The organism is bacterium (assembly GCA_019695335.1).
Lineage (GTDB): Bacteria > CLD3 > CLD3 > SB21 > SB21 > JABWBZ01.
Map to the genome: position 1 here is coordinate 15,479 of JAIBAF010000049.1, position 12,604 is coordinate 28,082.

Sequence of the window (12,604 nt, forward strand, 5' to 3'; positions counted from 1 at the left end):
AATTTTGAACAAAGAATTGTAGTATTTTTCATTGCTAAAGTCAAGATTTTTGTAGGCTTCCACGCAAGCTTTGATCGGGCTTTTTAAAAAACAGTGGAAAATAACAGTTTTTTTTTATTGATTGATCCGGCAATTTGGGTTCCTAAATAAAAAAAAGGATTTTTCGTGCATCTTTCCCGCCGCCATTTCCTTCGAAAACTAGGACTAAACGGCTTGATGGTATTTCTGTCGCGGTATGGTTTCGTATCGCCGGCATGGGCCGGCGAAGAAGCGTTGTACCTGCGAAATGAGGAATTACCCGTAATCAAAACCAGTTATCCCGGCAATATTCTTATCGACGGGCGCTTTGTCAACGAAGACCGTTCTTATGTCAACAACTCTTTCGGTAAAATCTTCAATTGGATGATTTCGGCCAATCCACAGAAAAAAGAAAAAGAAGCAGATACTTTTAAGCTCAAAACCATCAAGCTACCGCCGTTGAACACGATCGATCGGGATTGTATTATCTGGCTTGGACATGCGAGTTTTCTGATTCGAATCGACGGTAAATGGCTGCTGACCGATCCGTGCCTGACGCATCCGCCGACGCAGGAGCGTTTGGCTGAATTACCTGTGCCGATTGAAAAAATACAGCCGCTTGATTATCTCCTTCTTTCACACGGTCATTACGATCATCTCGACCGTGCAACCATTGAAACTTTGCCGGCTCGTGGCGTGAAAGCGCTATTACCGCTGAAAATGGCAGAACTTATTCGGTCGATGAATAAATTTCTCGATACGCAGGAATCGGGCTGGTACCAGCAATTTAACATCAACGAATCGTTTAAAATTTATTTTCTTCCCGCGCAGCATTGGTACTTACGCGTTCCGTGGGACCGCAACAAAATTTTGTGGGGCAGTTTTCTTATCGAAAAAAACGGAGTGAAAATTTATTTCGCGGGCGACACGGCGTATGCCGGACATTTCAATGAAATTTATAAACTTTTCGGAACGATTGATTATTGTCTGATGCCAGTCGGCGCTTATAAGCCGCCGTACATTATGAAAAACAATCACACCAATCCCGAAGAAGCCGTTATGGGATTCAATGAACTGCATGGAAAAGTATTCATACCCATGCATTACGGTACGTTCGATCTGGCCGATGAGCCTTTGGGAGAGCCGGTCCGATGGTTGCAAAAGCTGAATGAAGAAAAGAAAATTAATGGTGAATTAAAGATTCCCGATGTCGGTGAAATTCTCTATATTTGAGGCTGTATGAAATTACTTACTGAAAATGACGTCAATAATATTCGTCAAGCTTTACGGCAATGGAAAAAGCCGGAAGAAGTCGTTAAAAAGTACGACGATAAATATTTAATCAAACAAATCGAAGCCTGGAAAAAATTTGTTTCGATAGAATGGCATACCGGGATGGAGAGCAAATATGCCGTCGATGTGACGGTGCGCTATTGGCTGCAAGTCGTGCTGGAATTTGCCGGGCCGTCATCGTCGGACAAAATTCAAAAAACGATCGATCCGTATGATACAATGTTTAAATCGAAAATGAAACCGCAACAAACAACCGCGTATGCGGCCCATACTCCCCTGAAAGGGAATGGATATTTTTGGGAAACGCATACGATTCTTCACTAATTACCTAACATGAGGCCTATTTATGAAACGAAACATGCTCTTACTGATGCTGGCGCTTTGGATTGCCGGTTGTGCACAGAAAAAACAAACTTCAGGTGAAAAAGAGTTCAAATACCTGACAGAACAATTTGCCGATCTGAAAACCGTTCGTTACCAGATTCCCGGATTTGAGGAATTGACCCCAAAACAAAAGGAATTGGTCTATTATCTCTATCAGGCATCGTTATCGGGACGTGATATTTTTTGGGATCAGAGCTATAAACATAATTTGACGATCCGGCGTACGTTGGAAGCGATTGTGACAAATTATAAAGGCGATCGCAATACCGAGGATTTTAAAAAATTCATGATTTATACAAAACGCGTCTGGTTTTCCAACGGTATCCATCATCATTATTCCAATTACAAATTTGACCCCGGTTTTTCCAAAGAATATTTTGCCGAGTTGATAAAAAATTCACCAGAGGGAAAATTCCCGCTCAAAGGCAGTGAGACGACTGAGCAATTAGCAGCTCGCTTAACGCCGATCTTGTTTGACCCGGCAATTGATCCTTTGCGCATTAATCTCAATCCTAAAGACGATCTCGTCAAGACCTCCGCCTGCAATTTGTATGAAGGGCTTTCGCAGAAGGAAGTGGAGGATTATCACAAAAAAATCACCGACAAAAACGATCCCGAACCGGTTTGGTATGGCTTGAATTCAAAACTTGTGAAGGAAGACGGCAAAATCGTCGAGAAAACATGGAAAGTCGGAGGGATGTATACGCAAGCCATCGAAAAAGTTGTGTATTGGCTTGAGAAAGCATCGACGGTTGCCGAAAGCGATTTGCAAAAGAAAACTTTTGAGAAATTGATAGAATTCTATAAAACAGGCGACTTAAAAAAATGGAATGAATACTGCATTCTTTGGCTGAAGGATGATTCGCGAGTGGACGCGGTCAATGGATTTATCGAGTCGTACGGCGATCCGCTCGGTTATCGTGCAACGTATGAGGCGATCGTATCGATCAAAGATATGGAATCTTCCAAACGCATTGACGCTATCGGTAAAGAAGCGCAGTGGTTTGAAGATCATTCGACGATTGCCGATGCCCATAAGAAAAAAAATGTGAAAGGTATTTTGGCGAAAGTGATCACGGTCGTTACCGAGTCAGGCGATGCATCACCGACAACGCCCATCGGCATCAATTTGCCGAATGCCAACTGGATTCGTGAACTCCACGGCTCTAAATCAGTGACTTTGGGAAATATCGTTGACGCGTACAATCAGGTCGGTTTAAAAAGCGGTTTGGTCGATGAATTTTATTATTCGAAGGAAGAAATAGATCGTTACCAAAAATACGGCCCCATTTCCGATAATTTGCATACGGATATGCATGAAGTGATTGGCCATGCTTCAGGGCAGATCAATCCCGGGGTCGGCACGCCTAACGAAACATTAAAGAATTATTCATCGACGATCGAGGAAGCCCGCGCCGATTTAGTCGCTCTTTATTTTATCATGGATCAAAAACTTATTGATATCGGTGTGCTTCCTAATTTTGATGCGGCGAAAGGCGAATATGATCGGCAAATGACGAACGGACTTATGACGCAACTTACGCGGTTGAAAATCGGGGAGGATATTCAAGAATCGCACATGCGCAATCGCCAAATGATTGCACAATGGGCTTACGAAAAAGGAAAGCCGGATAACGTGATTGAAAAGAAAGTCCGTGACGGTAAAACATTTTTTGTTATCAACGATTATCAAAAATTGCGCGATTTATTCGGCCAATTGCTGAAAGAAACCCAACGCATTACTTCCGAAGGCGATTTTGAAGGCGCCAAAAATCTGGTCGAAACATACGGCGTGAAAGTAGATCAGGAATTGCATAAAGAAGTTCTCGATCGGTATAAAAAATTAGATATTGCCCCGTATACCGGCTTCATTAATCCTAAACTTGTTCCGGTAATGCAGGGCGATAAGATCGTCGATGTAAAAGTAGAATATCCGGCTGATTTTATGGAACAAATGCTGTACTATGCGAAAGAATATTCTTTCCTTCCGGATTACAATTAATTAATTCAGAATTACGGCCGTTGAGCGCAGTCGAAACGGTCCGTGATTTAAAATATTCTATGCACAAATGCTCCCTTCGACGCCGCTCGGGGAGCATTTTTTTAATTTATGACGACACTACAAGAAAGCATTATTGAACAAACTTCCTCTTATGTACGGTCTCAACTCGACGGTGAAGGTACCGGGCATGATTGGTGGCACATTGAACGCGTATTAAAAAATGCTATTCACATTGGCCAAAAAGAAGGCGCTGATCTTTTTATCGTGCAATTAGCGGCTTTATTGCATGACATTGCCGATCATAAATTTCACGGAGGCGACGATACTGTTGGGCCGAAAGTCGCGCGGCAATGGCTGCAATCGATTAATGTCGAGGCGAATACGATTGAGCATGTTTGCCGAATTGTCAAAGACATTTCATTTAAAGGCGCGGATGTCACAACGGCTATGCACAGTCTTGAAGGAAAAGTCGTTCAAGATGCCGACCGGCTTGATGCGATCGGAGCGATTGGTATTGCGCGGGCATTTGCCTACGGCGGCTTCAAACAACGGGAGTTGTATAATCCGTCAGTGAAGCCGGAACGCCATGATAATTTTGACGCATATAAAAACAGCCGTGCGCCGACGATCAATCATTTTTATGAGAAGCTGTTATTGCTTAAAGATCGGATGAATACGGCAACCGGCAAAGCCATGGCGGAAGAACGCCACCGGTTTATGGAAATGTATCTGGATAGATTTTTTAAAGAGTGGGAAGGAATTGAATAGATGTATTTGACCAAATTTCCGGATATTGGATGGTTAAGAACAGAGATTTAACAATGAAAGGAGATGTATGTCGGGACAATATTTTCAAGAGACAACAATATCGTTTGTTTTATTAGCAATCATATTGTTTTATCTCGTTGTATTGCTTGTTCGTAAAACACAACAAGGACAAAACCATAAAGTCACCTTTGTAGTTATTGCGGCCATCATGTTTTGGTTTATCCTGACATCGGTTTTAGCCGCTAGTGGTTTTTTAATGAATTTCACATCGATACCACCAAGGCTAATAACAGTATTATTGCCGCCTCTTATTCTGATGATAGTTTTGTCGAGTTCCAAAAAAATTACTCTATGGCTAAAACAGGTTCCACCTCAATGGCTTATTTACATACAAGCTTTTCGTATTATCATCGAAATGGAGCTTTGGCTGTTGTTTCTTGATAATATTATTCCGGTTCAAATGACTTTCGAAGGAAGGAATTTTGACGTCTTGGTTGGGTTAACTGCGCCACTGGTTGCTTACGGATACTCGAAGAGAAAATTGACAAGCAAAGTCGTATTAGCGTGGAATATACTTGGTCTACTTATATTGGCCAATATTGTGATTATAGCTATTGTATCTCTACCGGTTCCATTTAGAGTGTTTATGAATGAGCCCGCCAATACAATAGTTGCCTATTGGCCATATGTCTGGCTTCCAGGTTTTTTTGTGCCGGTCGCGTATACGATGCACGCATTATCTATCAAACAAATGTGGGATAAAATAAAAACAGGCGGGGATTAATAAAGCAATCAGATGTTTTCTGCGCTTTCTTTATCATCATTGAGCCCGCTAAAAACATAGACCAGTGTTCCGTTGTCCGTCACGCGCAGCTCGGCTATACCTTTGATGACCATTTCTTCAAGTATAGATTTGGATTGTGCTACGCCTATATGAAATTCCATAGCCGTTTCTTCCGCGGTAATTTTCCCTTGATTGAGTGCGGCAAATTTCAAAATACTTGATTCCAGCCATAAATTCATTTCTTCTTCATGCTGACGTTTTTTCCGGAATAAACGAAAAACAATCAGACCTGTAAATGCCATCGGGATAAGTCCGCAAAATCCAAACAGGCCGATCAACGTACTGAGTTTATCATCGCCTGTATAAGTTTGGCCGCTGCCGACATATTCTCCGGTCAAAATCGAAGCGAGACCTATGATCGCAAAAAACGCTCCGCCGATAAATAACATGACCGCCAAAACCCACCAAAGTACAGCCGGAGTGGTTTTGGGGCGAGTACCATACTTAGCGCTGCCATTGGCGCTGGCCGTTGTGACATTATGCGATGAGTTGGAGCCGCCGGGATCTTTGGATGTAGGCATAAAAGACTGATTTAGAAAATAGGATCGTTATCTAGATCTGATTTTTTGATTTCAAAATCGAATTCAAATTTTTTTGTTACTTCAGTTATAGTATCTTGTAACCATTTTGGACTTGTTGGAGATATGACTACTGCATCGACTAGCTTGTCTAAATCGACTGCAATATTTTGTCCTTCATCACTGTTGGCGAATTTTGGATTAAACGTGCAATTTACAATTGCTCTGATTTCCCTTTCAAATTCAAAGCTTTTCCACTTGTGGATGATCGGAAAAAAAGTATTACCGTCAGGTATTGTTTCTGTTAAATAATTCTTATAGGTAATTTGACTAATAAAAATTTGGTGATCATTCTTTTCGAAGCAGTTTTTTAAATGTAAAATATTTGACTTAAGAGCTATTCCTTTCGTTGCATATAAATTCCACATTGCCGCGGATTCAAATTCATTTACATGCCAACAGTTTAAAAAATAATTAGTACGAGCATGCTCGGTCACTTTTGAAATATTATTGACATTGGATTTGATTACTTCTTCGTTATTAGCAAAATGTGGCATCAATTCTTTGTAAAACTGTCTCCTTATTTCAGTATTACCTTTTGGAATTGATCCTTCAAAAGGATCACCAATTTTGTCTGCACGGCAAAAATAAAGGGATTTCAATCGTAAAAGTGCAACGTATTTTGGAAAATCCATGTACCTCCAAACAACTACATCGTCGTTTGGTAGACTTAAGAGTTTGTGAGGCGTATATGGCATAAGAAATTTTAAATGGCCTTAAGAATGTAATTTTCTTTTTGTGATTACTCTTACAACTCTCTTAGGAGCATGGGGGTTCATTTCCAAATATTGTTGGCGTAATATTTCTAAAGCTTCGAGACGTTCGTCAGGCGTTTTGCTCATCCAATATTCACGATCGGATGGCCGTTCGGAAAGTTTAATTTTTTTTACAATTGGTTGAATCATACTCGTTTTCCTTGAATGAATTCACACGCGATGTCTACGTCTTCTTTACTGCCGATGATGAGCGGCGTACGTTGATGCAATTCGGACGGTTCGATGTCGAGGATGCGACGATGTCCGTCGCTCGCGCCGCCGCCGGCTTGTTCGATGATCATCGCCAAAGGATTGGCTTCATACAGCAGGCGCAATTTACCCTGCGGGCTGCTTTGATCGGCAGGATACAAGAAAATTCCTCCATACAGGAGATTACGGTGGAAATCAGCCACCAGCGATCCGATATAACGCGAAGAGTAGGGACGTTTATCGGCTTTGTTTTCTTCTTTAAGGTAATGGATGTATTGGCGCAGGCGGTCGTCCCATTTGTTGTAATTGCCTTCGTTGATGCTGTAGATTTTTCCGCGTTTGGCCGTCATAATATTCTCGTGCGATAATACAAATTCACCGATGCTGGCATCGAGAGTAAATCCGTGAACGCCCTGGCCGGTTGTGTAGACGAACATGGTGCTCGATCCGTAAATAATGTAACCGGCCGCTACCTGCAACACACCTTTTTGTTTGCACATTTCGGATTCCGACATGTTGCCATTCGGGAAACGCCGCAAAATTGAAAAAATCGTTCCGACACTGACATTGGCGTCGATATTGGATGAACCGTCGAGCGGATCGAAATTGACAATATATTTTCCACCCGGGTAATTGTCTTTAAGGCTGAGCGGATGTTCCATCTCCTCGGAACCGAGCATATAAATTTCGCCGCGACCGCCGGAAATAACATTCACGAGCGTATCATGCGAGAAAATGTCCAATTTTTTCACGGCTTCACCGTGAACGTTTTCCGTTCCTGTCAATCCAAGAATATTGACTAATCCTGCACGATTAACTTCATGCGAAATGATTTTACCGGCCAGCGCGATATCCGCAAGCAATCCCGTTAATTCACCGGTAGCTTCCGGATGGGCGCGTTCCATTTCCAAAATATGGCGTTCGATCGTTTTCATGGGACCAATTTAAAAAAATTAAACAATTGAAATTATGCTTATTCCGTTCCACTGAAGAACGGAATATCATTCGATTAATAACCCTAAATGAATAATTATGATGTATTCTGAATTTTCGAGCGTGAAATCAGTAACCGTCGCCGCTGACGCTTTTACCGCCAATGATTTTGACGCTGGCGCTGGCGCCGATTCGGGTAGCGCCGGATTCGATCATCGTTATGGCGTCTTCGTAAGTACGAACGCCGCCGGATGCTTTGACTCCGAGTTTTTCGCCGACAACTTTCCGCATAAGCGCGATGTCGGCAGCCGTGGCGCCGCCTTTGCTGAAACCGGTTGAGGTTTTGACGTATGCGGCTCCGGCTTCTTTGGCCAGAATGCACGCTTTAACTTTTTCTTCATCGGTGAGCAAACACGTTTCGATGATGACTTTGACGGGGGCGCGCCGGCCGGCATTGCGAACAACCTCTTGAATATCTTTTTTGACAAGATCGAATAAACCGGATTTGAGCCAGCCAACATTGATGACCATATCAATTTCCTGCGCGCCTTGTTGCACGGCTGTTTGCGTTTCGAATGCTTTCGAAGCCGTACTGGTGGCGCCAAGCGGAAAGCCGACGACGGTACATACCATAACTCCGCTGCGGCGTAATTTATCGACGCAGTGTTTTACCCAACCGGGATTGATGCATACCGACGCAAAACAATAGGTTTTTGCTTCATCGCAGAGCTGATTGATTTCCAGTAGCGTTGCTTCAGGCTTGAGCATGGTGTGATCGATCATTCTCGCCACATGTTCTCTTGCCGGGCTGATGCCAAGCGTCGAGGATATACGGCAAGCGCCGCATTCGATCATCGTATCGACCAATTCCGGATGCGTGGCGACGGGGTTTTTACAGTCGACGCAGGAACACTGCTGGCACGAACATGTACCGCTGCTGCAGCTTGATCCGGTAGTGCCCGACGGAGCCACTTCTTTCAGGCTCTGCAAAATTCGGTCGACCTGATCGTTGATAAATTTTTCGGTGTGTTGATCCATGGATATTGAGTTTATTTGGTCATTGAGCGCAGTCGAAACGACCTAGACGATAACTAATTTATATCTTTCTCACTCCCTTCGACTTCGCTCAGGGAGCGCCGATATGGTCGTTGAGCGCAGTCGAAACGACCTAAAACAATTAACTAACCTATATATATCTTTTTTTTACAAAAATTCTTCCAATGAGAAGCATTTTTACATTCAGATTCAGATTGAATTTGACTCCAATCATTTTCAATCAGCAATTTCTTTTTTTTTATGGCTCCAGCCTTGAATTTGTTTCTCTCGGTAAAAAGCATCATCGATGCGTTGAAATTCTTCGGAATAAACAAGTTTTACAGGCAATCTTTGTTTGGTATAATTTGCGCCTAAGCGATTATTGTGTTCCCATATCCTTTTGTTAAGATCAATCGTGCTTCCCGTGTAATAAGTCCCATCAACACATTCGAGAATATACATGTAAGGCATATTGTAATTTTAGATTATTCTCGCTCACTTCGATGCCCTCAGGGAGTGCCGATATGGTCCTTGAGCGCAGTCGAAACGACCTAGACGATAACTAATTTATATCTTTCTTGCTCCCTTCGACTTCGCTCAGGGAGCGATCTCTAAAAATTCTTTTTCAAAACTTCGCACGTCCATTCGATATCTTTCATCGGAACGTCTAAATGAGTGACGAAGCGTATTTTTTTATTGCTGAAAGGAATCGCCAGGATTCCGTGTGCATGTAATTTTTCGATGACGTCATGCGATGATCCTTGACTGACGCTGAAAATAACGATATTGGTTTGAACCGATGTAAGGTCGATGCTGAACGCCGGAATGTTACTGACGGTTTTGGCTAGAAGCTGAGCTTTGTCGTGATCTTCTTTCAGGCGTCCGACGTTATTATCGAGAGCGTAGATCGCTGCGGCCGCGAGAAATCCGGCTTGCCGCATACCGCCGCCGAGCATTTTTCTGAAATACCGGGCTTTTTTGATGAAGGGTTTACTGCCGATCAGTGCCGATCCTACAGGGGCTCCAAGTCCCTTGGAGAAACATACGGAAATGGAGTTAAAACATTTTCCATAATCGGCAGGAGCAATATTCGCCGCGATGCAAGCATTGAATATGCGCGCCCCGTCGAGATGGAACGCGATGTTTTTACGTTTGGTCAAGTCGGCAATGCGTTTGATTTCATCAAAAGGATAGATCGTTCCGCCGGCGCGGTTGTGAGTATTTTCGAGCGCAATTAAAGCCGTAGGCGCGCTGTGAATATCGTCGGGATTGATCGCTTCTTCGATTTGCGCCGCCGTCATGACGCCGTGTTCGCCTTTGATCAGGTGGGTGAGTAAGCCGGATAACATTCCGGCACCGCCGGCTTCGTATTTAAAAATATGGCAGTCGGCTTCGCAGATGATTTCGTTGCCCGGTTGCGTATGCGTTTTTACGGCGACCTGGTTACCCATCGTGCCGCTCGCAACAAACAGCGCATCTTCATGGCCAAATAACGCGGCAACTTTTTGTTGTAATGCATTGACGGTGGGATCTTCGCCAAAAACGTCATCGCCGACGGCAGCATCAAACATCGCTTCACGCATGTCCGGCGTAGGTTTCGTCACGGTATCGCTGCGAAGATCGACTATTTTCATAACTTGTATTCTTTCAGAGGATCAGCATTTCAGAACAGTAGCAGATGTGTTAAAATAACCGATTGTGATAACTTTTTCAATGACAAAAGTGATAGAGTCAGGCATTCTATAAAACATTTGGACATTATCTCAGAGATAAGAACTATTTTTCGATGGTTTTGGCTCTGCGCCGATGACTCAATAATGAAAACCAATGGTACGAAGCGCCAATCAAAAAAGAAGAAACAGCCGTGCCGACGGAAGCCTGACCGTTTGTAATAAAAGTCCAGTATCCAAAAACAGTCAATGGCAAATAAACGAGTACGGAAGTAACCGTTCCCGGCGAATAAATTTTTGTTCGGATGGATGCCTGGATGTGAAAGATCGCGTTAGTAAAAAGGATGGCCGCTATCGCCAGCCACAATGCAATTCCATAAGCGGGATCGCCGATCAGCGGCGGAATGAAACATACGATTATGAGAATAGCATTGATGATGAATAAAAATCGGGGTGTAATGCTCGCCGCAATTTCAGGCCAGTAATGGCGATACCATGTCAGAAAGCCGCCCGGAAATAAGAATTCCTCAGTAATATGCAAGATCGCGCTTGCCGGCAGCAGGTAGTAAAGATTCATAAAACACCTGTATTTTTGTGTAATTAAGTTCGACCGTCATCTTGGACAATTCGATTGTACGACGCCTCGTTCGCAAAATCAAATTTAAAATGATACTTAAAATGACACGATATTCGAACACGAAAATCAGAATGCCCTAAACAGGTCAGGCACAAAACAAACTGATTTTACGTAAACGATTTATCATTAATCCTTCCATTGAAAAAAAGTAATTATCGGTGCCAAAGGAGTTTGACGGCTGGTTCGATCTGTGTTTTTAATATTAAATATAAGGAAAATCACAATGGCTTTAATTTCTTTGTCTCGGCATTTCGCCGTACTACTGATCATTGTATCAACATTCACTATGAAAACGTACGGCCAGTCGGAACGAACGGCCACCAAACTGGCTGACGGCATTTACGAAATTGAACACGGCGGGCAAGGCGGCGGTAATACGACGGTCATTATCGGCGAAAGGCAGGTTTTTGTCGTCGATGCAGGCTTTCTGCCGTCTGCCGCGAGCGAAGACATTACCCAGATCCGGAAATGGACAGATAAGCCGGTCAGTTTTCTTCTGAACACTCATTTTCACAACGATCATAATTTCGGCAATCGTGTCTACATGAATGCTTTTCCGGCTTTGACCATTATTGCACATACGGAAACGAAAAAAGATATGGATCGTTTCGGGCCCGGCTCGGCTGCAAGGATTGAAAAATATGTTCAGCGGTTAAAACAAATGTTGGATTCGGGAAAGACGTCGGACGGAACTTCTTTGACGGCTGACGATATAAAAGAAGTAAAAAACGAGTGGACACGCAGTAACAATGAGTTGAATGAACTCAAAAGTATCAAGTTTCAGAGCGCGACTCTGATGTTTCAACATGATTTTACGATTGATCTTGGAAATCGGGAGGTTCAAGTCAAGTTTTTAGGGCGTGGTAATACGGCAGGAGACGCCGTCGTTTATCTTCCGAAAGAAAAAATCGTCGTGACCGGCGATCTCGTCGTCTATCCGATTCCGTTTATGTATGACGGCTATCCGAACGAATGGATTGAAACCTTGGAGAATCTGATCCAATTGGATGCCGGAACGATTGTTCCCGGTCATGGCCCGATCATGCATGATAAAGAATTCATCCGGCTGATACGCGATATACAAAAAAGCGCCGTCGATCAGATGAATGACAAACTCAGTCAAAGCCTTCCGGCTATGTTTCAAACTCTCGACAAAGTAAAAGATTCAATTGACTTGAGTTCTTTTCGGCAGCGTTTCACGCGTGGCGATAAAGAACTTGACGCTTCTTTCGATGAAATGGTGAATCGTCTGATTAAAATTGTTTTCCATGAGGCAAGCCTGCGCTAGCGTGTCATTCCCCCGACAAGTCGGGGGAATCCAGTGAATGAATATAAAATGAATCGGCTACGCCATGTGTTCTTTTCTTTGTCTTGATACAAAGAAAAGAACCAAAAGAAAAATCAAGGCTGTGATAAAACCGCTGGAATCCGAGTTCGCTTGCTGGTGGCGGAAAACAGTTCCTCGCTGAGAGTATTC

The 12,604-nt window shown here is 43.2% G+C and carries 14 protein-coding genes; 6 read left to right on the forward strand and 8 right to left on the reverse strand.

The window, feature by feature from the left end:
- The first annotated feature begins 165 nt into the window (after positions 1–165).
- The 5 genes from K1X84_12210 (at position 166) to K1X84_12230 (ending at position 5,249) form a co-directional block, all read left to right on the forward strand.
- Complete coding sequence (locus K1X84_12210) at positions 166–1,251, forward strand: MBL fold metallo-hydrolase (GenBank protein ID MBX7152399.1); 1,086 nt, start codon at positions 166–168, stop codon at positions 1,249–1,251.
- A gap of 6 nt (positions 1,252–1,257) precedes the next feature.
- Positions 1,258–1,635: a hypothetical protein gene (locus tag K1X84_12215; protein MBX7152400.1), complete on the forward strand. Its 378-nt coding sequence runs from the start codon at positions 1,258–1,260 to the stop codon at positions 1,633–1,635.
- 22 nt (positions 1,636–1,657) lie between these two features.
- Complete coding sequence (locus tag K1X84_12220) at positions 1,658–3,697, forward strand: dipeptidyl peptidase 3 (protein ID MBX7152401.1); 2,040 nt, start codon at positions 1,658–1,660, stop codon at positions 3,695–3,697.
- A gap of 108 nt (positions 3,698–3,805) precedes the next feature.
- Positions 3,806–4,465: an HD domain-containing protein gene (locus K1X84_12225; protein ID MBX7152402.1), complete on the forward strand. Its 660-nt coding sequence runs from the start codon at positions 3,806–3,808 to the stop codon at positions 4,463–4,465.
- A 67-nt stretch (positions 4,466–4,532) separates the two neighbouring features.
- Positions 4,533–5,249 (forward strand): hypothetical protein, encoded by a 717-nt coding sequence (locus K1X84_12230; protein ID MBX7152403.1) that lies wholly within the window; start codon positions 4,533–4,535, stop codon positions 5,247–5,249.
- An 8-nt stretch (positions 5,250–5,257) separates the two neighbouring features.
- Here K1X84_12230 and K1X84_12235 read toward each other — a convergent pair whose 3' ends face one another.
- From K1X84_12235 to K1X84_12270, 8 genes are all read right to left on the reverse strand, one after another.
- A complete protein-coding gene (locus K1X84_12235) occupies positions 5,258–5,830 on the reverse strand; it encodes a hypothetical protein (protein ID MBX7152404.1) in 573 nt (190 codons plus the stop codon).
- A gap of 11 nt (positions 5,831–5,841) precedes the next feature.
- Entirely contained in the window at positions 5,842–6,522 is a 681-nt protein-coding gene (locus K1X84_12240) for a hypothetical protein (GenBank protein ID MBX7152405.1), read from the reverse strand.
- Positions 6,523–6,603: 81 nt separating this feature from the next.
- On the reverse strand, positions 6,604–6,792 hold the full coding sequence (locus K1X84_12245; protein MBX7152406.1) for a hypothetical protein: 189 nt from the start codon (positions 6,790–6,792) through the stop codon (positions 6,604–6,606).
- A complete protein-coding gene (gene fbp, locus K1X84_12250; protein ID MBX7152407.1) occupies positions 6,789–7,796 on the reverse strand; it encodes a class 1 fructose-bisphosphatase in 1,008 nt (335 codons plus the stop codon). Before fbp ends, K1X84_12245 begins: the two co-directional genes overlap by 4 nt.
- Before the next feature lie 118 nt (positions 7,797–7,914).
- Entirely contained in the window at positions 7,915–8,640 is a 726-nt protein-coding gene (deoC, locus tag K1X84_12255) for a deoxyribose-phosphate aldolase (protein ID MBX7152408.1), read from the reverse strand.
- A gap of 417 nt (positions 8,641–9,057) precedes the next feature.
- On the reverse strand, positions 9,058–9,291 hold the full coding sequence (locus K1X84_12260; protein MBX7152409.1) for a GIY-YIG nuclease family protein: 234 nt from the start codon (positions 9,289–9,291) through the stop codon (positions 9,058–9,060).
- 140 nt (positions 9,292–9,431) lie between these two features.
- Complete coding sequence (gene ltaE / locus K1X84_12265) at positions 9,432–10,454, reverse strand: low-specificity L-threonine aldolase (protein MBX7152410.1); 1,023 nt, start codon at positions 10,452–10,454, stop codon at positions 9,432–9,434.
- 142 nt (positions 10,455–10,596) lie between these two features.
- Positions 10,597–11,067 (reverse strand): HXXEE domain-containing protein, encoded by a 471-nt coding sequence (locus tag K1X84_12270; protein ID MBX7152411.1) that lies wholly within the window; start codon positions 11,065–11,067, stop codon positions 10,597–10,599.
- A 283-nt stretch (positions 11,068–11,350) separates the two neighbouring features.
- On the opposite strand from K1X84_12270, the gene K1X84_12275 reads away from it, so the two are divergent.
- Positions 11,351–12,415, forward strand: coding sequence for an MBL fold metallo-hydrolase (locus K1X84_12275; protein ID MBX7152412.1), 1,065 nt, complete (start codon positions 11,351–11,353; stop codon positions 12,413–12,415).
- Positions 12,416–12,604: the final 189 nt, after the last annotated feature.

Bases quoted from the DNA above. Each gene is read 5' to 3' on its own strand.
- K1X84_12215 (MBX7152400.1), top strand. From the start codon at position 1,258: ATGAAATTACTTACTGAAAATGACGTCAATAATATTCGTCAAGCTTTA.
- K1X84_12220 (MBX7152401.1), top strand. From the start codon at position 1,658: ATGAAACGAAACATGCTCTTACTGATGCTGGCGCTTTGGATTGCCGGT.
- K1X84_12225 (MBX7152402.1), top strand. From the start codon at position 3,806: ATGACGACACTACAAGAAAGCATTATTGAACAAACTTCCTCTTATGTA.
- K1X84_12230 (MBX7152403.1), top strand. From the start codon at position 4,533: ATGTCGGGACAATATTTTCAAGAGACAACAATATCGTTTGTTTTATTA.
- K1X84_12235 (MBX7152404.1), bottom strand. From the start codon at position 5,830: ATGCCTACATCCAAAGATCCCGGCGGCTCCAACTCATCGCATAATGTC.
- K1X84_12240 (MBX7152405.1), bottom strand. From the start codon at position 6,522: ATGGATTTTCCAAAATACGTTGCACTTTTACGATTGAAATCCCTTTAT.
- K1X84_12245 (MBX7152406.1), bottom strand. From the start codon at position 6,792: ATGATTCAACCAATTGTAAAAAAAATTAAACTTTCCGAACGGCCATCC.
- deoC (MBX7152408.1), bottom strand. From the start codon at position 8,640: ATGATCGAATGCGGCGCTTGCCGTATATCCTCGACGCTTGGCATCAGC.
- K1X84_12260 (MBX7152409.1), bottom strand. From the start codon at position 9,291: ATGCCTTACATGTATATTCTCGAATGTGTTGATGGGACTTATTACACG.
- ltaE (MBX7152410.1), bottom strand. From the start codon at position 10,454: ATGAAAATAGTCGATCTTCGCAGCGATACCGTGACGAAACCTACGCCG.
- K1X84_12270 (MBX7152411.1), bottom strand. From the start codon at position 11,067: ATGAATCTTTACTACCTGCTGCCGGCAAGCGCGATCTTGCATATTACT.
- K1X84_12275 (MBX7152412.1), top strand. From the start codon at position 11,351: ATGGCTTTAATTTCTTTGTCTCGGCATTTCGCCGTACTACTGATCATT.